At 55.9% G+C, this 23,080-nt stretch carries 29 protein-coding genes and 1 tRNA gene; 16 read left to right on the top strand and 14 right to left on the bottom strand.

Annotated features, from left to right (window positions below; all coding sequences use genetic code 11):
• Positions 1–559 precede the first annotated feature (559 nt).
• Positions 560–778, top strand: coding sequence for a hypothetical protein (locus tag AC27VJ_RS05885; RefSeq protein ID WP_488683140.1), 219 nt, complete (start codon positions 560–562; stop codon positions 776–778).
• A gap of 60 nt (positions 779–838) precedes the next feature.
• Here AC27VJ_RS05885 and AC27VJ_RS05880 read toward each other — a convergent pair whose 3' ends face one another.
• Complete coding sequence (locus tag AC27VJ_RS05880) at positions 839–1,429, bottom strand: dual specificity protein phosphatase family protein (RefSeq protein WP_488683139.1); 591 nt, start codon at positions 1,427–1,429, stop codon at positions 839–841.
• Positions 1,430–1,546: 117 nt separating this feature from the next.
• Positions 1,547–2,134, bottom strand: coding sequence for a YqaA family protein (locus tag AC27VJ_RS05875; RefSeq protein ID WP_488683138.1), 588 nt, complete (start codon positions 2,132–2,134; stop codon positions 1,547–1,549).
• Between the two features lie 468 nt (positions 2,135–2,602).
• Here AC27VJ_RS05875 and AC27VJ_RS05870 point away from each other — a divergent pair, with 468 nt between their 5' ends.
• Positions 2,603–3,250, top strand: a complete 648-nt coding sequence (locus AC27VJ_RS05870) for an exopolysaccharide biosynthesis protein (protein WP_488683137.1) — start codon at positions 2,603–2,605, stop codon at positions 3,248–3,250.
• Here the strand turns inward: AC27VJ_RS05870 and AC27VJ_RS05865 are convergent.
• Positions 3,237–3,521 (bottom strand): hypothetical protein, encoded by a 285-nt coding sequence (locus AC27VJ_RS05865; protein ID WP_113089495.1) that lies wholly within the window; start codon positions 3,519–3,521, stop codon positions 3,237–3,239. The two genes, AC27VJ_RS05870 and AC27VJ_RS05865, sit on opposite strands and share 14 nt — an antisense overlap.
• Before the next feature lie 176 nt (positions 3,522–3,697).
• Between AC27VJ_RS05865 and AC27VJ_RS05860 the strand changes: the two genes are divergently transcribed.
• Positions 3,698–3,772, top strand: a tRNA-Asn gene (locus AC27VJ_RS05860).
• 119 nt (positions 3,773–3,891) lie between these two features.
• Entirely contained in the window at positions 3,892–4,212 is a 321-nt protein-coding gene (locus AC27VJ_RS05855) for a hypothetical protein (protein ID WP_488683136.1), read from the top strand.
• Between the two features lie 48 nt (positions 4,213–4,260).
• On the opposite strand, the gene AC27VJ_RS05850 is transcribed toward AC27VJ_RS05855, so the two are convergent.
• Entirely contained in the window at positions 4,261–4,569 is a 309-nt protein-coding gene (locus AC27VJ_RS05850) for a DUF2934 domain-containing protein (RefSeq protein WP_488683135.1), read from the bottom strand.
• Between the two features lie 133 nt (positions 4,570–4,702).
• Here AC27VJ_RS05850 and AC27VJ_RS05845 point away from each other — a divergent pair, with 133 nt between their 5' ends.
• Positions 4,703–4,933, top strand: coding sequence for a hypothetical protein (locus AC27VJ_RS05845; protein WP_488683134.1), 231 nt, complete (start codon positions 4,703–4,705; stop codon positions 4,931–4,933).
• 18 nt (positions 4,934–4,951) lie between these two features.
• Here AC27VJ_RS05845 and AC27VJ_RS05840 read toward each other — a convergent pair whose 3' ends face one another.
• Together AC27VJ_RS05840 and AC27VJ_RS05835 are read right to left on the bottom strand one after the other, a co-directional pair.
• Positions 4,952–5,326, bottom strand: coding sequence for a TIGR02594 family protein (locus AC27VJ_RS05840; protein WP_113089526.1), 375 nt, complete (start codon positions 5,324–5,326; stop codon positions 4,952–4,954).
• 391 nt (positions 5,327–5,717) lie between these two features.
• Entirely contained in the window at positions 5,718–5,984 is a 267-nt protein-coding gene (locus AC27VJ_RS05835; RefSeq protein WP_162727877.1) for a DUF982 domain-containing protein, read from the bottom strand.
• Positions 5,985–6,172: 188 nt separating this feature from the next.
• Here AC27VJ_RS05835 and AC27VJ_RS05830 point away from each other — a divergent pair, with 188 nt between their 5' ends.
• From AC27VJ_RS05830 to sseA, 4 genes are all read left to right on the top strand, one after another.
• Positions 6,173–7,621: a cryptochrome/photolyase family protein gene (locus AC27VJ_RS05830; RefSeq protein WP_488683133.1), complete on the top strand. Its 1,449-nt coding sequence runs from the start codon at positions 6,173–6,175 to the stop codon at positions 7,619–7,621.
• A 121-nt stretch (positions 7,622–7,742) separates the two neighbouring features.
• Entirely contained in the window at positions 7,743–8,780 is a 1,038-nt protein-coding gene (locus AC27VJ_RS05825) for a cysteine synthase A (RefSeq protein WP_113089500.1), read from the top strand.
• Between the two features lie 13 nt (positions 8,781–8,793).
• Positions 8,794–9,531 (top strand): alanyl-tRNA editing protein, encoded by a 738-nt coding sequence (locus AC27VJ_RS05820; RefSeq protein WP_488683132.1) that lies wholly within the window; start codon positions 8,794–8,796, stop codon positions 9,529–9,531.
• Between the two features lie 17 nt (positions 9,532–9,548).
• A complete protein-coding gene (gene sseA, locus AC27VJ_RS05815) occupies positions 9,549–10,970 on the top strand; it encodes a 3-mercaptopyruvate sulfurtransferase (RefSeq protein WP_488683131.1) in 1,422 nt (473 codons plus the stop codon).
• A gap of 6 nt (positions 10,971–10,976) precedes the next feature.
• On the opposite strand, the gene AC27VJ_RS05810 is transcribed toward sseA, so the two are convergent.
• The gene (locus tag AC27VJ_RS05810) at positions 10,977–11,630 is read right to left on the bottom strand and encodes a dihydrofolate reductase family protein (RefSeq protein ID WP_488683130.1); all 654 of its coding nucleotides are present in this window, start codon (positions 11,628–11,630) and stop codon (positions 10,977–10,979) included.
• 46 nt (positions 11,631–11,676) lie between these two features.
• Positions 11,677–12,546, bottom strand: coding sequence for a DUF4344 domain-containing metallopeptidase (locus AC27VJ_RS05805; protein ID WP_488683129.1), 870 nt, complete (start codon positions 12,544–12,546; stop codon positions 11,677–11,679).
• A 165-nt stretch (positions 12,547–12,711) separates the two neighbouring features.
• On the opposite strand from AC27VJ_RS05805, the gene AC27VJ_RS05800 reads away from it, so the two are divergent.
• From AC27VJ_RS05800 to msrQ, 5 genes are all read left to right on the top strand, one after another.
• Entirely contained in the window at positions 12,712–13,251 is a 540-nt protein-coding gene (locus AC27VJ_RS05800; RefSeq protein ID WP_488683128.1) for a DUF1203 domain-containing protein, read from the top strand.
• 19 nt (positions 13,252–13,270) lie between these two features.
• The gene (locus AC27VJ_RS05795; RefSeq protein WP_488683127.1) at positions 13,271–13,606 is read left to right on the top strand and encodes a PilZ domain-containing protein; all 336 of its coding nucleotides are present in this window, start codon (positions 13,271–13,273) and stop codon (positions 13,604–13,606) included.
• 130 nt (positions 13,607–13,736) lie between these two features.
• Positions 13,737–15,725, top strand: coding sequence for a bifunctional 2',3'-cyclic-nucleotide 2'-phosphodiesterase/3'-nucleotidase (locus AC27VJ_RS05790; protein ID WP_488683126.1), 1,989 nt, complete (start codon positions 13,737–13,739; stop codon positions 15,723–15,725).
• A gap of 191 nt (positions 15,726–15,916) precedes the next feature.
• Positions 15,917–16,858: a protein-methionine-sulfoxide reductase catalytic subunit MsrP gene (msrP, locus tag AC27VJ_RS05785; RefSeq protein WP_488683125.1), complete on the top strand. Its 942-nt coding sequence runs from the start codon at positions 15,917–15,919 to the stop codon at positions 16,856–16,858.
• A gap of 2 nt (positions 16,859–16,860) precedes the next feature.
• A complete protein-coding gene (gene msrQ / locus AC27VJ_RS05780; protein WP_488683124.1) occupies positions 16,861–17,520 on the top strand; it encodes a protein-methionine-sulfoxide reductase heme-binding subunit MsrQ in 660 nt (219 codons plus the stop codon).
• On the opposite strand, the gene AC27VJ_RS05775 is transcribed toward msrQ, so the two are convergent.
• Entirely contained in the window at positions 17,501–17,902 is a 402-nt protein-coding gene (locus AC27VJ_RS05775) for a ribosomal maturation YjgA family protein (protein ID WP_488683123.1), read from the bottom strand. The genes msrQ and AC27VJ_RS05775 overlap by 20 nt on opposite strands.
• Before the next feature lie 55 nt (positions 17,903–17,957).
• Here AC27VJ_RS05775 and AC27VJ_RS05770 point away from each other — a divergent pair, with 55 nt between their 5' ends.
• Both AC27VJ_RS05770 and AC27VJ_RS05765 read left to right on the top strand, forming a co-directional pair.
• Complete coding sequence (locus tag AC27VJ_RS05770) at positions 17,958–18,836, top strand: DUF817 domain-containing protein (RefSeq protein WP_488683122.1); 879 nt, start codon at positions 17,958–17,960, stop codon at positions 18,834–18,836.
• A 352-nt stretch (positions 18,837–19,188) separates the two neighbouring features.
• Positions 19,189–19,566, top strand: coding sequence for a DUF930 domain-containing protein (locus AC27VJ_RS05765; protein WP_488683121.1), 378 nt, complete (start codon positions 19,189–19,191; stop codon positions 19,564–19,566).
• Positions 19,567–19,657: 91 nt separating this feature from the next.
• Here the strand turns inward: AC27VJ_RS05765 and AC27VJ_RS05760 are convergent, their stop codons facing one another.
• From AC27VJ_RS05760 to rpsM, 5 genes are all read right to left on the bottom strand, one after another.
• A complete protein-coding gene (locus AC27VJ_RS05760; protein WP_488683120.1) occupies positions 19,658–20,140 on the bottom strand; it encodes a GNAT family N-acetyltransferase in 483 nt (160 codons plus the stop codon).
• A 188-nt stretch (positions 20,141–20,328) separates the two neighbouring features.
• The gene (gene rplQ, locus AC27VJ_RS05755) at positions 20,329–20,754 is read right to left on the bottom strand and encodes a 50S ribosomal protein L17 (protein WP_062451336.1); all 426 of its coding nucleotides are present in this window, start codon (positions 20,752–20,754) and stop codon (positions 20,329–20,331) included.
• A 119-nt stretch (positions 20,755–20,873) separates the two neighbouring features.
• The gene (locus tag AC27VJ_RS05750; RefSeq protein ID WP_003495228.1) at positions 20,874–21,884 is read right to left on the bottom strand and encodes a DNA-directed RNA polymerase subunit alpha; all 1,011 of its coding nucleotides are present in this window, start codon (positions 21,882–21,884) and stop codon (positions 20,874–20,876) included.
• A gap of 186 nt (positions 21,885–22,070) precedes the next feature.
• Entirely contained in the window at positions 22,071–22,460 is a 390-nt protein-coding gene (rpsK, locus tag AC27VJ_RS05745) for a 30S ribosomal protein S11 (protein WP_007766864.1), read from the bottom strand.
• Between the two features lie 138 nt (positions 22,461–22,598).
• Positions 22,599–22,967 (bottom strand): 30S ribosomal protein S13, encoded by a 369-nt coding sequence (gene rpsM / locus AC27VJ_RS05740; RefSeq protein WP_353575557.1) that lies wholly within the window; start codon positions 22,965–22,967, stop codon positions 22,599–22,601.
• Positions 22,968–23,080 lie beyond the last annotated feature (113 nt).

Genomic DNA, 23,080 nt, shown 5'->3' with positions numbered 1-23,080 from the left:
CTCAATAGTCATTGACAAGGAATACATCTCCTTGGAAAATAGAATTCCTTTATGACCGTTGCGGTGTCTGGCTATATCGTTAGATTTCCTATTTAAAAAATTTCGTTGGGATCTGAAATCCTTGAGTTTTATATTTTAAAATTGGGAAACTACATTTAAATCGCTTGACAAGGAAAACCAATAATCGGTGCGGCTATTTGCCGCGCACCACAATCCCTGATGACTGACCGTCGCATTTCATCGGGGCTGCAACGAGGTTTAAAGGCCAGTAGCGAATAGTGAACACCCTCGGCCCCATATAAGGTTCGAATCCCGCCGCTCCGACCATTACTTCAAAGACTTGAGGCCTCCCCACCCTCAAGCAGATTTCACGAAAAGACTCGGTTTACAGTTGGTTTTTGCCAAGGCTCTTTGGCGCGCTTTGCGCACCATTTCCCATCCATAAAATGATTCTTCGGCTATCGGCTTGACTCATATTAGAGCCGGAACATAATAAGAACATCGCTGGCACGGGGGCGCGTGCTTTCTGACATCATAGTGCGGCATAGGGCTCTGGAAGATGGAGATTGAGAACGTGCGTCCAAATGACAAAACCGCCAACGTCGATGTGGCGGATTATATTTTGCAGTGCCATGAGGGAAACGCCAAAGCTGCGATAGAGGCCATGCAGGAAGAGATTGAACACCTTCAGCATCAATTGAGCCTGGCGGTCGTGGCAATGGGGCACGGCTACACCAGGGGGTGGGCTCCAAGTGAGGAGCGCGGGCGTGAGAGATGAGACGGGTTATTCCCGTCCCATCGTGTGCGGAGGCCGGTCTTTCGGCTTTTAAGGACGGTATCAGATCATCTGATCCGGTATCGTCACCATGCTGGTGATCGTCTTTGCGCGCTCGATGTCTTCCCAGCTTTTGTCCATCGCGTAGGTCGATGACAGGAAGGGAATGCCGAGATGGCCGTAGCGGATGGAGAGCTGCTGCTCGGCGGTGTCTTCATCCATGCCTGCGACACGGTTGACATAGATGGCGGAGGCGAGCCCTGTGCGATCGGCACCGGATTTGCAATGGATCAGAATAGGCTTGGGGGCATCGCGCATGATCTGAATCAGCTGCGCCACGCGCGTCAGCCCCAGTTGCTTGCGGGCGGACATTCCAAAATCGACATGCTGGACGCCAAGCTTTTCAGCCGTTGCGGTTTCATGCTTGTACCATGCGGATCCGTCGTTTTCGCCGCGCAGGTTGATAATGGTCTTGATGCCATTTTCCTTCACGTAGCGCGCCAGTTGCGCATCGCTCAGCTGGCTTGAGCGATAGAGCTGCCCAGCGATGACCTCATGAAAATTGCCGGAGACGAGAAGAATGCCGAAATAGGCTAGGAAAACCAACGGGACGGAAAGGATCGGCAGAACGCCCCGAAGCAAGATATTACGCATTTTCATTTTTCCTGTTGTTTGACAGGAAAATGAATGCCGTTGCTGACACTAAGCTGAACGAGCCGCTTAGCCGGCAACCCGATGGCTTATGTGCCGGTTACGGCCAGTCTTTCGATGTCACCGAACGAAGACATAGACCGCGTAAACGGCAATCAGCGCACCTGCAAAGAGCCCGGCGATAAGGCCGAGGCGCTTTTCGATGAAATCACGGATAGGCTCTCCATAACGCTGCAACAGCCCGGCGAGAATGAAAAACCGCGCGCCACGGGCAATGATGGCCGACAGGATGAAGAAGCCGAGGCTGATATTCGCGGCACCGGACAGAATCGTCACCACCTTGATCGGCGGCAGGTGGGCGAGACCGGAGGTCACGAGCAGCAGCAACAAGGTCTGGTCATCGACGGATGCCTTCAGTTGCTCGAAGCTGTCAAGCTTGCCGTAGAACTCCAGAATGGGTCGGGCGATGCTCTCAAAGGCATAATGGCCTAGATACCAGCCAGCGATGCCGCCCAATACCGAAGCCACGGTCGCCACGCCCGCATAGAACATGGCGCGCTTCGGCTTTGCCAGAACCATGGGTATGAACAGAACATCAGCCGGAACGACGAAAATCGAACTTTCGACGAAAGCGACGATGGCCAGCCACCAGACGGCTGTTGTTCTGGCCGCGAGCGCCATGGTCCAAGCGTATAGTCCTTTGAGCATTCCGCACCTCTTTGAGACGGCTGGTTTAACCACGGTGATGGCCTATGGCAAATGTTGCGGAGCAATATTGAGGCAGGCATGGCGATAATATCTTGCAGCGCAGCAAGGCGAGTTCGCAATAAATGCGGTCAATCTGCAAAACCTTATGTTGCAACGCAAACATAAAACCATTTCTGCTAGTATATTTTCGGCGTCTGATGTATAGTTGTGAGGGGACGAATGGAGGAGGAAATAGTTATGGACTATGTTGGCTTCGTTACTTCGATAAACCCTTTCATCATCGCCATTCTGGTGGCTGTGCTTTTGGCTGGGGCCTATAGTTCGTGGGTATCCCACTGAGCCGGGCCTGAGCGATCATTAACAGCGCTGTTGCGAGACACGCAATTGCGTTACTGGTTGCGTTCGCCATAGGCATGACATTTCTGGAATGTTATCTATCCCGACACTGAAATAGCTTCGGGATAGAGAATGACGCAGAATTTTACGTTTACGGACACATCTGAAAGCCTCAGCACGGTTTTACAGCGGCTGATTGGCAATCTAAGCGGCAAGACGATCACCTTGCGCGAGTTGATGGAGGCCATTGGCGAACAGGGCTTGTTGCTGATGTGTGCCATCGCCTGCCTGCCTTTTCTCATTCCAGTGTCCATTCCCGGCGTCAGCACGGTCTTCGGCGCAGCGATCGTCATGATCAGCCTTGCGATTACGCTGAACCGCCTGCCCTGGCTTCCCAAACGGATTCTGGACAAGCAGATGGAAACGGCCCGGCTTGCGCCTGCTCTCCAGAAGGGCGTGAACATCGTGTCCAAGCTGGACCGCTACATGCGCCCTCGCCTGCCCGCGCTGACCAGCGGCACCATCATGGCCCGCCTCAATGGCCTTGCCATCATGGCCGCCGGAATTTTGCTGATGATGCCGCTGGGTTTCGTGCCGTTTTCGAATACGCTGCCGGGTGTCGCCATTCTCCTGTTTTCGGCTGGCATGATCCAGCGCGATGGCGCGACCGTTCTTGGCGGCTATCTCTTCCTCATTCTGACGACGATTTATTTCGCGGCACTGGCCTACGGCGCATTTTGGGCCGGACAGGGCATCAGCAACTCGCTCACGAGCGCGTAATGCCCCCACGGCGCGCTTCTCTGGCGCGCCGCTTGGTAAGCCACCAGATTGTCAGGCGCCTGCGCTGGCGCCTCACATAGGGCAAATCCTGCGACAGCACCAAAAGACCGAGCGGCACCATCCAGAAGCCGAGAATCGGCAGGAAGCCAAGCAGACCGCCAATGACGAGCAAAACGCCGATAATGATGCGTCCGACTCGCGAACGCGGCATCGCCACGCTCCATTTTCCCAAATGCAAGCGCCCAGTTTTAGGGTGAAGACCGAAAGTCATTGCAAAACACCCTTGCTTGAGATCGCCGCGCGAATTTTTTTTGAGGCCAACATTCCCAGAAACGTGGGGACTTCAGTGGATAAAACAAGAGGAATTCATTTTTTTTGAAAAAAGCGCTTGGCAAATCGGAAAAGCATTTGTATTACCCCGCTCACACCGCGCCAAGCAGCGCACGTTCCCTGGTAGCTCAGCGGTAGAGCATTCGACTGTTAATCGACAGGTCGCCGGTTCGAATCCGGCCCGGGGAGCCATTTTTTCTAATCAGATAAAATGGTTATGATGCAGGTAGAGACCTGCAAGATCATCAGCTGCACCCATACACATCCATTCCGCAGGCTTCATAACACCATCGTCACGACAGGATTGTGTCATGCAGATCGACTGGGCTTATATACAGCGAGACTGGGACTGGGCCGGGCATATGCTCGAAGCGGTTATCATGGCCGCTGTGGTGGCCCTCATCTTCCGTATTGTCCTGAACTGGCGCGATGCAGGCATCGTTGGTCTGGCATTTGCCATCGGTCATTTTCACGGGCGGGAAAAGCGGGACTATGAGGTCTCGGTGCATATGCCGCCGCCTCACCTCGACGCCTATTATATGTGGAAGTGGTCCTGGGATCAGGCGACAGATTTCTGGCCGACGGCTCTGCTGTGCCTTGCCTTGCTTCTGTGGTGGGTGAGAAAACAATAAAGGCGTCATTCGCGATGAATGACGCCATTTGTAACTTTCGAGGTTTGCTTAGCGACGCTGGGCAGAGCTTTTGTTCTTTCCAGCACCTCCGGAAACGGTAGTGGAGGTGGCAGAGACAGGGTCGCTGGCTGGGAAGCTGTCTTCCAGACCTTCTTCCAGGTCCTGATCCCTGCTGCCATCCTGCGCTTCTGCTCGTTCGTTCTTTACCGATTCTGCAGCTGGCGAATTTTCACCGCCATCAAAACCGATTTCCTTTTCAGCTTCTGACCAATGGCGCTCGTGGTCACCTTCGCGGCGGCCTTCGCTTTCCCATTTTTCGTAAGCCTTTTTGCGAATTTCTGCTTCGCGATCAACCATATTGCTTCTCCCTTGGTATGAATGAGAGAGAAACAATCCGGCGCAATGTTTAGTTCCTGCGCACGCAGAACAAACACTAGGGAACCTCATGGTGAAGCCGGTCGTTGTCTCTGCAAAGCAAGGAGATTGCGACATGACAGAGAAACACACCAAGCCGCTGGATATCGATGACAAGGATGTTGCCGACTTCCATACTGAACGCGAGTTGAAGGGCATGCCGGATGAACTCGATCCAGATGAAGAAATCAACCTGCGTGCACGCCGCCAGGCTGCGCGTCAGCATGAAGACGCGTTCATCGTGGCAACGGATCTGGAAGATGATGACCAGCGTGATGCTGCTCCCGGCACGAGAGAGCAGCCATAAGGCGCGAAGTGTCCGATTTTAGCGTCGAACAGAAACGATCGACTTTCGGCTGAAATTCGAGACCTGAACGCGACCCGACTGATTGCCGCCCAGTATCTGGGCGGTATTTTTATTGAGGCTTTTCAGAATACCAGCATGGTAGCTTTTACCGCTTCTGACCACGACGACATCGCCGGGCTTTGCATTGCCGGTTGGGACGGCATAACCGAACGACGTCCATGATTTCGCAAAACCGGAAGATTTCGGTGGCTGCCTGCCCGACTTTTCGGCGACGACACTCAGGAAGTGCCCACACCATGGCGTCTTGCGTGGATTGACACCCAGAATGGCCTTGAGTGTTTTGTTGTTTTTGCCCTCATGAAGTCCGGAATATCGCTCAGCTTGATTGAGCATTCCAGCGGATGCAGGTGCAGTGAAAGCCGTGCAAAGAGCAGCGGCCAGAACGAACGCAGTTACTTTCAAATTCTCGCCCTTTAGAAGCACACAATGACTTCGCTCCTGCCCCGTCAGAAGTCTTGTGCGCATATTCAAAGTATAGTGGTGAAAGCCGATAATTCTCATCAGGCTCACCGCCAGCGAGGGTCGATCTATTCCTGTAATTTAGCGAGAATTTGACGAGATATAGGCGAAAATTAGAACGCTTATTATCGAAAATCTAAAGGTTTTCTAAAGGTTTTCGTGGACCGATTTTAGCTACTTGTAAAACATTGATTGTCAGAATCAAAAAGCCACCCGGCGGTTCGCGGCGGGTGGCTTGTTATCTCTAAAAAATCGATGCGGTGTTTTAAGAAGCGAGTTTTCGCGTCTCCACGAGGCAATGGGCATCACGGCTTGCTTCTATGAAGGCGATACGTGCGATTTCGCCTGCAACGCTTCCCAGCAGCGAGGCTCTGCACAGCCTCAATGCCTGCTCATAGACTTTGCCGTGACGGCTTGGCCATTCGTGCTGCAAAAAATCAAAAGCCTCGTAAACGCCGTTGAAGGTTCGGGGGGCGCCGTTTTCCAGAGAAATAACCACTGGGGCATCCCACTTGACGTCGTTCAGCATCATTGATTGGACTTCCATACTCAATTAACCCGCCTCTAACGTCGGACCCGACATATGGTTCCGCGATAAGTGGTTTCAAGAGACAATAATTCACCAATTGAAAACCATGTCGTTGAATGGCCTTATTATACGCCCCTTGCGGGAACAAAGCTCTTCAACAATCATTCAATCTGAAGTGAACCGAGTGGCATATGGCTGAGAAAAACACCCCCATTATTGTGTGGTTTCGCAAGGACTTACGCCTTGCCGACAATCGTGCGCTTTCAGCCGCCAAGGACCACGGCGGCCCCATCATTCCGATCTATGTCCGTGAGGAAAACGCACCTTCCAGCGGGGCTCTCGGCGGTGCTCAAGAGTGGTGGCTTCACCACTCTCTGGAGGTTCTGTCGTCTGCGCTGGAGAAAGCTGGTTCACGGCTGATTTTGTGCAGCGGCAAGGCGGAAACGGTACTAAAATCGCTGCTGGAGGAGACCGGAGCGGGCGCGATTTTCTGGAATCGGCGCTATGATCCGCAGGGCATGGCGACCGACAGCCACCTCAAGAAAAAATTCCGTGACGATGGATTTGAGGTGGAAAGCTTCGCAGGCCATCTGCTGCATGAACCATCCAAGCTGAAGACGAAGAGCGGCGGTCCCTACCGGGTCTATACGCCATTCTGGCGCGCATTCGAGGGCGGCCAGGAACCGGATGAGCCTGTATCCGCCCCGACGAAACTCACCTCGCCATCTCACTGGCCGAAATCTGAAGAGCTGAAAAGCTGGAAGCTGTTGCCCACCAAACCGGACTGGGCCAAGGATTTTTCCGAGGTCTGGACGCCGGGTGAAGACGGCGCAAAGGACAAGCTTGAGACCTTCATCGATGACGCTTTGAAGGGCTACGAGGAAGGGCGAGACTTCCCGGCCAAGCCGGCAACATCCATGTTGTCGCCACATTTGGCCATGGGAGAAATTTCTCCGGCTCAGGTCTGGGATGCCACGCGTGGACTTTCGCGCAGCATCGCGTCTCACGATCTCAGCCGTTTCCGCAAGGAAATCGTCTGGCGTGAGTTTTGTTACCACCTGCTTTTCCATTTCCCTGAGCTGGACGAGAAGAACTGGAACGACAGTTTCGACGTGTTCGAATGGCAGACCGATAGCGCAGGTTTCAAGGCCTGGACGAAGGGCATGACGGGTTATCCCATCGTGGATGCCGGTATGCGCCAACTCTGGAAGCACGGCGTCATGCACAATCGCGTGCGGATGATCACCGCCTCCTTCCTCATCAAACATCTGCTGATCGACTGGCGCAAAGGCGAGAAGTGGTTTCGCGATACGCTAGTCGATGCCGATCCCGCTTCCAACGCAGCCAACTGGCAGTGGGTGGCCGGGTCCGGGGCGGATGCCTCCCCCTTCTTCCGCATCTTCAACCCCATTCTCCAGGGTGAGAAATTCGATCCCGACGGAGACTATGTGAAAACCTTCGTGCCGGAACTTTCCAACCTGGAGAAGAAATTCATCCACAAGCCGTTCGATGCCCCGAAGGACGTGTTGCAGAAGGCCGGCATCGAACTTGGCAAGACCTATCCGAAACCTCTGGTGGACCACAATGCGGCGCGGCAGCGGGCGCTCGCAACCTATTCGGATATCAAGAAAGGTGAATAAAACCTGTTATCGGCAAGATTTTGCGCGCCAACCCTATTCACCGGAAGATATTTTCTTGTCACAACGCGGATAGACAAGGACATAACGGCATCTCATTCGCGACGGACGAAAAGGCCCCACCATGACCATTCATACCTCTGTGCTTACTGCCATTGGCAACACGCCGCTCATCCGCCTGAACGCAGCATCAGAGGCGACGGGATGTGAGATTCTCGGCAAGGCCGAATTCATGAATCCCGGTCAGTCGGTCAAGGATCGCGCAGCCCTTTACATCATCCGCGATGCGGAGCGACGCGGCCAGCTGCGCCCCGGCGGCACCATCGTTGAGGGCACGGCGGGCAATACCGGCATCGGTCTGTCACTGGTCGCCAATGCGCTGGGCTATAAGACGGTTATCGTCATTCCCGAAACACAGAGCCAGGAAAAGAAGGACGCGCTGAAGCTGCTGGGAGCCCAGCTGATCGAGGTGCCAGCCGCACCCTACTCCAACCCGAACAACTATGTGAAGGTCTCCGGCCGTCTGGCAAAGCAGCTGGCGGCAACGGACCCCAATGGTGCGGTCTGGGCAAACCAGTTCGACAATATCGCCAACCGTCAGGCCCATATCGAAACCACGGCACCGGAAATCTGGGACCAGACGGACGGCAAGGTGGATGGCTTCGTCTGCGCCGTTGGTTCCGGAGGTACGCTGGCTGGCGTGGCGGATGGTCTTCGCGATTTCAACCCCGATATCAAGATCGGCCTTGCCGACCCTGATGGTGCGGCTCTCTACGAGTTCTACAAGAACGGCACACTGAAATCCGAGGGTTCGTCCATCACCGAAGGCATCGGCCAGGGCCGTATCACCGCCAATCTGGAGGGTTTCGAGCCCGACTTTTCCTATCGCGTTTCGGATGCCGAGGCCCTGCCCGTGCTGTTCGATCTGGTAACGAAGGAAGGCCTGTGCCTTGGCGGCTCATCTGGAATTAATGTTGCCGGTGCAATTCGACTTGCCCGCGACCTCGGTCCGGGGCATACAATCGTTACCATTCTTTGCGACTACGGCAACCGTTACCAGTCGAAGCTTTTCAACCCGGATTTCCTGCGGTCCAAGGGTCTTCCCCTTCCCGCATGGCTGACGGAAAAGCAGGAGATTTCGGTTCCGTACGAAACCGTCTGAGGTCGATGCCCACATGCCTGTGAATGCCCTGTTTCGTGATGATTTCTATCTTTCCACATGTGAAGCGGTGGTCACGGCAATGCATGAAGATGGCGGCATAGAGCTGGATCAGACCTGCTTCTATGCCACATCGGGCGGTCAACCCGGCGATACCGGCTTTCTGGAGAGAGCCGATGGCTCCAAGATAGAGCTCGGCCAGACGAAACACGGCGCTGACAAAAGCATCATCATCCATGTCCCCACCGAGGGACAGGCTTCACCCGAGATCGGTGAGAAGCTGACGCTGCACGTAGACTGGCCGCGCCGCTACAAGCTCATGCGCATGCACACGGCCTGCCATCTTCTGTCCGTCGTCTGCCCTTGGCCGATCACCGGCGCCGCCGTTGGTGAAGAGGAATCGCGTGTCGATTTCGACATGTCGGAGACCATCGACAAGGACGAGGTGACGGCAAAGCTGATGGCGCTGGTTGAAGAGAACCACCCGGTTTTCCTGACATGGATCACCGACGAAGAACTTGCCGCCAATCCAGACATCGTCAAATCCAAGAATGTCCGCCCACCGCTTGGCCTTGGGCGCGTCAGCCTTGTGTGCATTGGCGAAAACTCTGCTGTTGACAGTCAGCCCTGTGGGGGCACTCATGTGTCCAAGACGCAGGAAGTCGGCGAAATCCACATCGCCAAGATCGAAAAGAAGGGCAAGGAGAATCGCCGTTTCCGAATTCGTTTCGGCAAGCCCGGCGCATCCGCCTGATTTCTGGGAGAAATATCGTGAGCACGGATAAAAGCCGTTTCGTCGTTTCGGCGGATTGGGTTGAGCAGCAGCTTGGCACCCCACATTTTCGATTGGTCGATGCCTCTTGGTATTTGCCCGCGCATAAGCGCAACGGGAAGGAAGAATACGCTGCGGGACACATTCCCGGCGCTGTCTTCTTCGATCAGGACAAGATCGCGGACCACGATACAGGCCTGCCTCACTCCCTGCCATCACCGCAGTTCTTTGCCGAACAGGTCGGTGAACTCGGCATCGGCGAGCAGGATACCATCGTCGTTTATGATGGCCCCGGCTTTTTCTCTGCGCCGCGCGTGTGGTGGATGCTGCGCGTAATGGGTGCCGAGACGGTCTATGTGCTGGATGGCGGTCTGGACGGCTGGAAAGCCGCAGGCAAGCCAATGCAAACCGACGCGCCAAGCATCGAGCCTTCAACGTTCGAAGTGCATTTTAACCCGAAGCGCATCACCACCTTCTCCGCCATGCGCTCTATCGTCGATAATGGCGAGGTGCAGGTTGCCGATGCCCGTGGCGCTGGCCGCTTTACCGGAGAAGAGGCCGAGCCCCGCGCTGGCATGCGTTCCGGCCATATGCCCGGCGCACGCAATCTGCCCGCCACCGCCTTTTCGGAAAACGGCCACTTCAAGGATCTGCCGACGATCCGCAAGATGATATCTGAAGCGGGCATCGATCTGTCGCAGCCGGTCGTGACCAGCTGCGGTTCCGGCGTTACGGCTGCCGTGATCACGCTTGCGCTGGAATCGCTGGGCCACTCGGACAACTCGCTCTACGACGGATCATGGTCCGAGTGGGGCAGCAAGCAAGACACGGCCATCGTGACCGGCCCAGCCGAGCCTGTTCCAACACAGCCACACGGCCCGATCAAGGCCCATGTTACGCAGCTGGAAATGACGTCGGCACCCAAGGTCAGCCTGCCGGTGCCGGTCAATATCCAGACCGCCATCATGCGCACGACGAATATTCCGCTGCATTTTTATCGCTATCTCTACTGGCGCGTCGGCAAGCGCTGGCACTGGCACAAGCGTATGCGCATGAGCGACGCCGAGCTTTCCGCCACGCTGCGCGACCCGGCCAATTCGGTGACCGTGCTTTATATGAACGGCGCGCCCGCTGGCTTCTTCGAGCTTCACAAGCTCGATTCTGACGTGACTGAGCTGTCCTATTTCGGCCTGATGGAGGAAGCGATTGGCGCAGGCGTGGGCAAATGGTTTCTGCTGCAGGCGCTTTATTCCGCATGGCAGGACAATCCGAAGAAGATCACCGTCTCCACCAACACGCTCGACCACCCCCGCGCGCTTCAGCTTTACCAGATGATGGGCTTCTCACCGGTCAGCACCTATGAAGCATGGGTAGAGCCGCTGACGGACAGCGAATATCTGGAAATTTCCCGACGGGGCTGATCCGCGCTACGACGCGCTCGTCTTTTTGATGATGAGGTGCGTGGCATTTTCGCCGCGCACCGTTTCAGTGCAGCGATAACCAAGGGCAGGAAGATCGAGCCCTTCGAACAGGTTCTCGCCCTTCCCCAACAACACCGGGCTCTGCGCCACATGAAGCTCATCGATCAGCTGCTTTTGCAAATATTGCCGGATCGAGGAAACGCCTCCGCCCAGCCGCACATCCTTGCCACCTGCCGCAGCTTTCGCTGCCTGCAGTGCCTCTTCAATGCCACCAGTGATAAAATGAAAGATGGTGCCACCCTTCATCTCCAAAGGTGGCCGCGCATGGTGCGTCAATACGAAGACCGGAACGTGGTATGGTGGCTCCTCGCCCCACCAACCCTTCCACTCGTCGTCTGGCCAAGGTCCGCGTATGGGACCGAACATGTTGCGCCCCAAAATCCAGGCACCTAGATTGTCGAAACCGGCAGCCGCAAATTGCTCGTCGATCCCCGTCGAGCCGCCGTCCTGACCGAACATTTTATGGAATGTCTGCGTCGCAAACGCCCAACTATGGAGCGTCTTGCCATCCACGCCGAGCGGGTTCTCCAGGCTTTGATCGACACCTGCACCATACCCATCGAGCGATATTGAAAAACTGCGAACAACCAAGCGTGACATCTGCACCTCCCGCGTCTTAAGGGAAAAGTAGCAGAGTTGGCCTGGTTTACAATTCCTGACCCAGGTTAACCGCCGTCGGGACTTCCTTTGCCGGGCTGCTTTCCTTTTCGCTGCCGCCGCCGGAAAGATGCGAGGCGATGAGTTCGCCATGGAACTTTGCCATTTCGTAGCAGTAAGTGATTTCCCGCTTTTCAGCAGACCAGTAAACATCCGGGCGGCCACAGGTGCGGGCCGTCAGCTTCACGTCGCCCTTGAGCGTATAACCGTTGAAGCTGCGGGCAATCAGATCGAGAACTTTGGATTCCTTGACGATGGTGGCGTAGATATCCAGAAACGGATCACGCACCGGCTCATAGCGGGCGATGAATTTCGTCGCACCGGCCTTGGCCACATAAGGTTTCAGCACTTCGTTCCAGTGGCTGACGGTTTGCGGGTAAGCCGCTTCACAGGCCTTCCAGTCATCCTTGGGCAGGCCAATCATACCGGCCAGATCGCCATAACCACCGGCATCCTTGCCGACCATCAGGCAGGCCATCTGGCGGTCACGCGCGGGGTTGGGCACCAGCGTCGAATAAAGCGGGGAGTTGTGGTCTGGCAAGGCCTGAGCCGAGCGCGCCAGATACCAGCTGTCGGTCGCGTTGACGATGGCCGTGTCCAGCCACTCCTCGTTTGCCTCTAGCATCATTGTTCCCGCCAGCTGATCGGCGGCATCCTTGCCAGCACCCGGCTCCGGCAGCGCCAGATCGGAAATCAGCATCCGGGATGCTTCGTGATAGAGGCTGAAAATCGCGTTGCCGATGACAAAATTCACCGTCTGCTGCAATTGCTCGTCCGAAAGATCATCCAGCGCGGGTGCTGTTTGCGCATGGGCGGCAGGTGAAATGAACGAAAAAACGGTGACCAGAGAAGCGGTCATCAACCTGCGCAGCATGGACGTCAACTTTCTAAAACGAGGACGTATGATTGATTGCGAAAGTAAACGGCACAAGCAATGGGCTGGTTGCCTCCAGAGGCAAGAAACGGGTGGATACACGACTCTTTGAAGAGCATAGCGACAAACTAGCAACGCAAAGGAGCCGTTATGACCGAGATCGTTTTTACCGCCATGGCCGCCAGTGAGGCCGAAGCCTTTCGCAATGGAAAGCCGGATGCCAACGGGCAGAATCCCGAACCATCGATTGCCGTCGGCACCTATCCCTGCCGCGTCTGCCTTGGGCAGATAAAGGATGGCGAAGCCATGCTTCTCCTGGCCTATCGTCCCTTTCCGCGCCTGCAACCCTTTGCGGAAACCGGCCCCATTTTCATCCATGCTGAAGCCTGCGAGCCCCCTGCCGCAGACGACATATTGCCGCCCATGCTCGACAGCGCGGACTATATCGTGCGCGGTTACAGCCATGCTGATCGAATCGTTTACGGCACGGGTGCTGTGACTGCGACGGGAGATATTGCAGATAGGGCAAAGGAGCTGCTGGCGCGGGATGACATCGCCTATGTTCACGTCCGCTCCGCCCGCAACAATTGCTACCAATGCCGCATAGACCGCCTGAATACGCAGTTGGGCTTAATTTTACCGAATAAAATAAGCGGTCCGCAAATTTTCCGTGCGATTTTGGGACAGTGATAAATCGGGAATTATGAAGATGACCGGCAATCTGACCATGCAGAATCGCGGCGCGGGCCGCAGCAAGACACGTATTTACGGAACGGTTCAGTATTTCAATCAATCGGTGAAAGGCCGCGTGGTCGATCTTTCGGCCACCGGCATGGCGCTGGAACTGGAAGGCGCATTCGCCGCCACCAAGGGAAGCCGGGTCAAGGTGCAGAGCGAAGACCTCGGCTTCATCGAAGGCACGGTGCAGTGGCAGCACATGAACAGGCTTGGTCTGCAATTGCAGCTTTCCACCAACACGCTGGCCCAGCTTTCCTCCTACTTCCGTTTCTTCCATGCGGATGTGAAGCCGACGCTGGCTGGATGAAATGAAATTTACCGGATGGTTTAAAAATCCGGGACAAGTCACATGGCTGTCATTTTGATGATGGACTCCTCGATTATTCGTTTTACGCTGCCGCCTTCCCACGCAGCCTGAACTCATTCGAGGAGCTTCCATGTCTTCGCTTATCGGCCTTCATCCCATCACGCGACGTTCTCTGCTGAGAGGCATTGCCGCCTCTTCGGCCTTTGTCATGCTCCACCCGTTTGCGGCGCGTGCGCAGGGCAACCAGGCGCATCTGCGCATCATGGAAACGACGGATATTCACGTCCACGTTTTCCCTTATGATTATTACGCCGATAAGCCGAACGACACGCTGGGTCTGGCCCGTACCGCCTCCATCATCGACAGCATTCGTGCCGAAGCCGGCAACTCCATGCTGGTGGACAATGGCGACTTCCTTCAGGGCAACCCGCTGGGCGATTACATTGCCTATGAGCGTGGCATGAAGGCGGGTGACAAGCACCCGGTCATCAATGCCATGAATGTGCTGGGTTATGATTGCGGCACGCTGGGTAACCACGAGTTCAATTATGGACTCGATTTCATGTTCAACACGCTGGGCGGTGCTGGCTTCCCCTACGTCTGCGCCAACCTGACCAAGGGCCAGCTCGCGTCCGACCCCAAGCAGGACGACCTCTTCTTCAAGCCCTATGTGATCCTTGAAAAGCAGATCAAGGACGGCTCCGGCGCGACCAGCCCGGTCAAGGTCGGTATCATCGGCTTCGTACCGCCACAGATCATGATGTGGGATGCCAAGAACCTTGAAGGCAAAGCACAGACCCGCGATATCGTCGATGCCGCCAAGGCCTGGGTGCCCGTGATGAAGGAACAGGGTGCTGATATCATCATCGCGCTGTCGCATTCCGGTATCGAAGGCAAGGGTCAAAGCGACCGCATGGAAAATGCCTCGCTGTATCTCGCTGGCGTTCAGGGCATCGATGCCGTCTTCACAGGTCACCAGCATCTCGTCTTCCCCGGCCCCAAGACATGGGATGGCATCGAAGGTGCCGATCCGGTCAAGGGCACGCTGATGGGCAAGCCCGCCGTCATGGCCGGTTTCTGGGGCTCGCATATGGGCCTCATCGATCTGCTGCTGGAAAAGGATGGCAAGAACTGGAAGATCGTGGACTTTACCACCGAAGCCCGCCCGATCTATCACCGCGACGATAACCGCAAGATCGTGGCCGACGTGAAAGACAAGCCGGAAATCATCGCCGCCGCCAAGACCGATCACGAAGCCACCCTCGCCTATGTCCGCCGCCCCGTGGGCAAGACATCCGCGCCGCTCTATTCCTACTTCGCGCTGGTGGCGGATGATCCATCTGTCCAGATCGTGTCCAATGCCCAGACCTGGTACATCAAGGACATGCTGAAGGAAGGCCAGTATAAGGATCTGCCGGTTCTGTCTGCCGCCGCTCCCTTCAAGGCTGGTGGTCGTGGTGGCTCGGATTATTACACCGATGTCCCCACCGGTGATATCGCCATCAAGAACGTCGCCGACCTTTATCTCTACCCTAACACGGTGCAGGCCGTGCTGATCACCGGCGCGCAGGTCAAGGACTGGCTGGAAATGTCGGCAGGCATGTTCAACACGGTCGAAGCTGGCGCAAAGGACGCGCCGCTGCTGAACAACGATTTCCCGTCCTACAATTACGATGTCATCGACGGCGTGACCTACCAGATCGACATTTCCAAACCGGCCAAGTTCGACAAGGACGGCAAGGCCGTGACGCCGGAGAGCAACCGTATCGTCAACCTTCAGTTCGAAGGCAAGCCGATCGATCCGGCACAGAAATTCGTGGTTGCAACGAACAATTACCGCGCCAGCGGTGGCGGCAAGTTCCCCGGTATCGCGTCCGACAAGATCATCTTCGTTGCGCCGGATACCAACCGCGATGTCATCGTGCGCTACATCATCGCGCAGGGCACGATCAATCCGTCTGCCGACGACAACTGGTCCTTTGCACCAGTGGCCAACACGACAGCCGTGTTCGAAACCGGCCCGAAGGCGCGCCAATATGCCAAGGACGTCAAGGGCGCAAAGATCGAGGAAGCTGGCGATGGTGCCGAGGGCTTCGCCAAGTTCCGCCTGATCCTCTGAGGCTGATATCATGAGGCGCACCTTCAACCGTGCGCCTCATCTTTTTCCGCGAATTGCATATCGTTCTCGTAAAATTGTTTTCCGCGCATGCTCCATTTCAATTTTTTTCTCGTAATGTGAAACATATCTTACGAGCCAACGTACTGGGTATTGGATAGCAATATCGCTGATTGGCTTCTCAGGAGGTTTCCATGCCCGCCTACCGCCCGCCCCGCATTTCGTCTGCCGAAATCACCCCGCGCGACGTCTACATGTCCCGGCGCAATTTTCTCGGAACCGCAGCGGGCTTTGCCGCCATGGGGCTGACGGCTGAGAGTGCTTTCGCAGCACCGCTCACCGCCCAACCCGGCCCTTACAAGCTGGATGAAAAGCTGACGCCGCTCGATGCTGTGACCAGCTACAACAATTTCTACGAATTCGGCACGGACAAGGCCGACCCGAAAGCCAATTCAGGCGACTTCAAACCGACGCCGTGGACGGTGAAGGTGGATGGGCTGGTCGGCAAGCCGCAGGAATTCGGCATCGAAGACCTGCTGAAATCTCCGCTGGAAGAGCGGACCTATCGCATGCGCTGCGTGGAAGGCTGGTCCATGGTCATCCCATGGATTGGTTTCTCGCTCTCCACCCTACTAGATAAGGTGGAGCCGCTGGGCAGTGCCAAATACGTCGCTTTTGAAACAGTGGTTCGCCCGGAGGAAATGCCGGGGCAGAAGGGCTTTTTCCAGCCACTGGACTGGCCCTATGTCGAAGGCCTGCGTCTTGATGAGGCACGCCACCCGCTGACGATTCTTGCAGTCGGCCTTTATGGGGAAACGCTGCCGAACCAGAACGGCGCGCCGATCCGCCTTGTCGTGCCATGGAAATATGGTTTCAAGGGCATCAAATCTATCGTGCGTATTTCACTGGTGGAAAAGCAGCCGGAAACGACGTGGAAAAACTCCAATGCCCGCGAATATGGCTTCTACTCCAACGTCAATCCGAAGGTTGATCATCCGCGCTGGAGCCAGGCCACCGAGCAACGCATCGGCGAAGGCGGCTTCTTCAGCACCCAGAGACGTCCAACGCTGATGTTCAACGGCTATGATGAGGTCGCAAGTCTTTATAACGGGCTGGATCTGAAGGCGAATTACTGACCATGGCGTTTGCCGTCTCGCTCCCGTCCCTGCCGAAGCGATATCAGCCCGCGGCCATCTGGGCGCTTTACATCATTGGCCTGTGTCCCGGCATCTGGTACTTTTATCTCGCAGCCACCGGCGGGCTCGGCTTCAATCCGGTCAAGGATTTCGAGCATCTTCTCGGCATCTGGGCGCTGCGTTTCCTCTGTCTCGGCCTCTGCGTCACGCCGCTGCGTGATCTCTTCAACATCAATCTCATCGCCTATCGCCGGGCGTTGGGCCTCATCGCCTTTTATTACGTGCTGGCGCATTTCGCGGTCTATCTGGTTCTGGACCGGGGCATGGTCTTCAGCTCCATCATCGGCGATATTCTCAAGCGGCCCTACATCATGTTCGGCATGGCGGGGCTCGTCATGCTCATCCCGCTGGCGCTGACCTCCAACCGCTGGTCGATCCGCCAACTTGGCTCGCGCTGGAACACGCTGCATCGCCTGAGCTATTTCATCCTCATCTCCGGCATTTTGCATTTCGTGCTGGCGCGCAAATCGCTGACGCTAGAGCCGGTCTTCTACATTTCGGTCATGCTCATTCTGCTCGGCTATCGAACCATCAGACCCGCAATCATGGCCCGGAAGCGGGCGCGCAAGGCAGCTCTTTCGCCTAGAGGCGCTGCGCGATGAGCGCAGCCGCCGCTATTCCCAGCCCGTAACACGCAATATTCCACAGCGAAAAAACGCGGCCGAGCAGCAGTGCTCCCGATGTCGTAGCCCGAAACGCATCCAGCGCTGGAAAATGAACGAGCCGGATCAATTCCACAGCGATTGCCAGCCCGCAAGCGACTGCGACGGCCAGATGCCGTTTGCGCAATGGCATGACGGTCGCCACAAGCAGATAGACCATTGATCCCCACAGCACCGACCCGCCATATTTCACCACGACGAAGGGCAACCCGACCGTATAGCCATATCGCCGCAGCAGCAGACCGGCGAAGATCACTCCACAGGCGGAGATAAAAAACGCCAATCGGCTGCCATAAAATCGGTGGGCATGTTTGATCATCATGTCGCTTTATTTCCGGTTTGTTGTAGAGATACAATCCTGCCGAGTAAGAGGACCGATGGCTTTGACAAGCGAAACCACCTACCCCGCCAGTCGCCTCGCTACGCTTGACGCCTTTCTATGCGATAGACAGCCCTGGGGAGAGTTGAGAGGCGTAAAGCGTTTCATCGTCGAGTTTCTCTATTTCGGCATCAAGGAAGCGCGAGCCTGCATGTTCGCCGGGCTGTTTTTCATCTCGATCTTTCTTGTGCCACGCGGTGGCCTGTTCGGCCTGCCCCGCTACGATGTGCTGCTTGTCATCGCCCTTGGCATTCAGTTTTTCATGATCTGGAGCAAGCTGGAAACATGGGACGAAGCCAAGGCCATTCTGCTCTTTCACGTCGTCGGCTTTGCACTGGAGGTGTTCAAGACATCCGGCAGCATCCAGTCATGGTCCTATCAGGACTTCGCTTACACGAAAGTTCTGGGCGTACCCCTCTTTTCCGGCTTCATGTATGCCGCCGTCGGCAGCTACATCATTCAGGCATGGCGCCTGCTGGATGTGCGCATCCGCCACCATCCGCCCTACTGGATGGCGTCGCTGATGGGCATCGCCATCTACGCCAACTTCTTCACTCACCACTTCATCGGTGACTACCGCTGGTACATCGCCGCCTGCGCCATCGGCCTCTACGCCCGCGCCACCGTCATCTACCGCCCCTATGACCGAGACCGCAAAATGCCGCTGCTGCTCTCCTTCATCCTGATCGGCTTCTTCGTCTGGCTTGCAGAGAACATCTCCACCTTCTTCGGCATCTGGAGCTATCCCAACCTGCTCGGCGCGTGGTCGGCAGTGCATATCGGGAAGTGGAGTTCCTGGTCATTGCTGGTCATCATGACGTTCACGATTGTTTCGCATCTGAAGCACATCAAACGGCGAATTTCGGTGCCGGAGTGAGTTGACGAGCAGCGATGAGAGAAACCGAACGAGTGAAACGAAGGTTCGACGGACGGGGCGTCGTTCTGTCTGTTCTGCTCCATTGTCTTCTTGGCATCTTCCTCTTCCTCATGCCCTCGCCTGCACAGAAATCAGCCGTGCAGGAAGACGGCATCAGTGTGGAAATCGTTACGTTGGCTTTGGACAATGTCCAACAGAAGCCAGCACAGCCTTCGGCATCAGCAGATGACCTCCCGTCCCCGCCTGCCCAACCAGTCATTTCTCAGCCACCCGACCCTGAGGCCGACCCAGCCGTAGCGCCGCCGAATGACTTGCGCAAAAAAGTGAACCGACATTCGTAAAGCCTTCGCAAATGCTCTCGGAGGACGTTCTTGCAGATCGCCGCAGCGGCCAAGCCAGAGAGGCGCTGAGACAGCTTTCGCCAGCTGATCAGATCGAACAGCTCTGTAATCTCGAAGCGATGGCGCAGGTCGGAGCTTGGAACAAGGAACTCAAGCCTGACCGGGTAGTGGCATATGCCATGGCTGATCCAAAACTTTCAGGCAGTGACTTTATCGCGAAGGGAGCGGCGGTCCATAGCGAACGCGATTGGTATTCAATTCAGTTCAAATGCCAGCTGGCTCCGGATAGAAAGAAAGTGGTGGCCTCCGAATTCATGTTGGGCGCCTCGATTCCGCGCGATCGATGGGCCGAGTACAACCTTCCCTATGAAGATGAGCAGTTCGACTGAAAACTCGACGATGGATGGTTTGCGTCTGGCCTCTTTTTTTGCACGACTTGCTCCAGGTGTCGTCTCAGCGGAAAACACTGAAATCGGCAAGCTACCGTTCACTGAGAAAGTCTATCAGCGCGTCCCCTTGCAGTCTGAAATAGACCTTTTCCTCGACTCGACTTGCTCCTAGTCGATCATAGAAAGCCAAGGCTTTGGGATTGCTGGTCTCTGCCGTCCAATCAAACCGGATACAATTCCGTTCGACCGCTATTGTCGCTAGATATATCATCAATTTGCGGCCGAGGTTTTGCGACCGAGCGTTTGAAGAAACGAAAAGATCTTTCATGTAGAGAGTGCCGCGGCCGTCAGGCCCTGGATAAACGACTGCAAAAGTAGCGAACCCCGCAGGCGTTGAGCCGGCGTATGCTATAACAGCCTCCACGGATTTAGGTGACGACTCCAACGTTCTCAACGCCGCTTCGTGTCCGCCTTCGCTGCTGCCGAAGTAATGCTGCAGGCAGTCAGACATAATTGCAGAAAGATCTGCCAGCTCGTTCGTTGAAGCTAGGCGCAATACCGGTTCAGTGGTCATTCTTTCATCCATAAAAAGCTGCCGTTTAAACGACTCACTCCAATAAAGCCACCCGCGCCTGTAAAATCTGCGAGCAGACGCGCTTGGCTGTGTGCACCCTCCCAACTACCCTCACCCACCACCAAAACAAAAAAAAGCCGGACGATCGCTCGTCCGGCTTTTTGTTTCATCCCCGTAAGGGACGAATATTATGCAGCTTCGGCTTCAGCAGCTTCTGCAGCAACGCGAGCCTTGTCAGCCTTGCCCTTGGCGTCTACGTCGCGTTCTACGAACTCGACAACAGCCATGGCAGCGTTGTCGCCCTGACGGTAGCCAGCCTTCATGATACGCAGGTAGCCGCCGTTGCGGGTTGCGTAACGTTCAGCGATGGCTTCGAACAGCTTGCGAACAGCGTCCTGGTCCTTGATCTGCGAGATAGCCTGACGACGAGCGTGCAGGTCGCCGCGCTTGCCGAGGGTTACCAGCTTTTCTACGATCGGGCGAATTTCCTTCGCCTTTGGCAGAGTTGTTACGATCTGCTCATGGGTGATGAGCGAAGCAGCCATGTTGGCAAACATTGCCTTGCGGTGGCTGGCGGTTCTATTGAGCTTGCGGCCTGAATTTCCGTGGCGCATTGCTATTCTCCTTTAATGCAGGTTTCCTGTTCGGCCCTGCCGTTTCCTGGCACATGCAGGCGACGTGCCTGCTGTTTGACGGGGAAAGGCAGTCTTTAAAGGGCCTGCCTTTTTATTGGTTAATACTGGTCTTCGTAACGCTTAGCGAGATCTTCGATGTTCTCTGGTGGCCATGCGGGCACTTCCATGCCGAGATGCAGACCCATGGAAGCGAGAACTTCCTTGATTTCGTTGAGCGACTTGCGACCAAAGTTCGGCGTGCGAAGCATTTCGGCTTCTGTCTTCTGAATGAGGTCGCCAATGTAGACGATGTTGTCGTTCTTCAGGCAGTTTGCCGAACGAACGGACAGTTCCAACTCGTCGACCTTCTTGAGAAGCGCCGGGTTGAATGCCAGTTCGGTCACAGATTCTTCTTCTGCTTCCTTCTGCGGCTCGTCGAAGTTGACGAAGACGCCGAGCTGGTCCTGAAGAATGCGAGCGGCGAAGGCAACGGCGTCTTCGCCAGAAACCGAACCGTTGGTCTCGATCGTCATGATCAGCTTGTCATAGTCCAGAACCTGGCCTTCACGGGTGTTTTCCACCTTGTAGGACACTTTCTTGACCGGAGAATAAAGGCTGTCCACCGGAATAAGACCGATAGGTGCATCTTCCGCGCGGTTACGTTCTGCAGGCACGTAGCCCTTGCCGTTGTTGACGGTGAATTCCATGCGGATTTCAGCGCCATCATCAAGCGTGCAGATAACGTGGTCGGGATTGAGGATCTCGATGTCGCCAACCGTCTGGATATCACCAGCGGTGACGGCACCTGGACCCTGCTTGCGCACGACCATGCGCTTGGAATCGTCACCATCCATCTTGATGGCGATTTCCTTGATGTTCAGCACGATATCAGTCACGTCTTCCCGAACGCCGGGAATAGAGGAGAACTCGTGCAGAACGCCGTCGATCTGTACCGCTGTCACAGCGGCGCCACGCAGAGACGACAAGAGAACGCGACGGAGCGCGTTACCGAGCGTCAGACCGAAACCGCGTTCCAGCGGCTCGGCAACCAGCGTTGCCTTGGTGCGGCTGGAAGACGTGAACTCGACCTTGTTCGGCTTGATCAGTTCCTGCCAATTCTTTTGAATCATCTTTAAACCTTCCGTTCGCCGCCACCATCCAATCGTGGCGGACCGAGCATGATCACCGAGAGGAACCCGAAGGTTCATCGGAGGGTTTGAAAGCGTCGGAAAACCGGACAAGCCGGCAACCACACGCCGATTACGCGAAAATTCCGCCAGACCAAAGGCAAGGCGGAATTCCCAGACAGAAACGCGTTAGACGCGACGCTTCTTGCGCGGGCGGCAACCGTTGTGCGGGATCGGCGTCACGTCGCGGATGGAGGTGATCATGAAACCGGCAGCCTGGAGAGCGCGAAGTGCGGACTCACGACCCGAACCTGGACCGCAAACCTCTACCTCAAGCGACTTCATGCCGTGTTCCTGAGCCTTCTTGGCGCAATCTTCAGCAGCGATCTGAGCAGCAAAAGGAGTCGATTTACGCGAACCCTTGAAGCCCTTTGCACCAGCAGACGACCAGGCAATAGCATTGCCCTGTGCGTCGGTGATGGTGATCATCGTGTTGTTGAAGGTCGAGTTGACGTGCGCAACACCCGACGTGATATTTTTGCGTTCGCGGCGGCGTACGCGTGTGGCTTCCTTGGCCATGATGTACCTTTCATTGATCTCTTCACCGCCGTAACACCAGCGGCTACACCGGCGATCAGCTTCCTGAGAAGCATCTCGCCAAACTCAGAAAGGCTGGTGCGGCTTGCACCAGCCTCCCCTTTCCGGAAAACCGGAAAATTACTTCTTCTTACCAGCGATCGCCTTCGCCGGACCCTTACGGGTACGAGCGTTGGTGTGCGTGCGCTGACCGCGGACCGGAAGGCCACGACGGTGGCGAAGGCCACGGTAGCAACCGAGGTCCATCAGGCGCTTGATGTTCATCGCGGTTTCGCGACGAAGATCACCCTCGACGCGATAGTCGCGGTCGATGGCTTCGCGGATCTGAAGGATTTCGGCATCCGTCAGCTGATGAACGCGCTTCTCAGCCGGAATACCGACCTTGTCCATGATTTCCTGCGCGAATTTCGGACCAATCCCGTGAATATAGGTCAAAGCGATAACAACGCGCTTAGCCGTCGGGATGTTGACGCCAGCGATACGTGCCACGTCTATTCTCCTTGCGTTCCAGTTGCCATCCGGCAAGTGGTGCTTTCATTTGAGCGGCACGAGTTTGCCGCCAGTTCAAATTCCTGTTCGTCACAAGTCAAAACGACCGAACC

This window comes from Agrobacterium sp. 20P9.1.2, from assembly GCF_057799395.1.
This window is presented reverse-complemented; position numbering and strand designations above follow the sequence as displayed.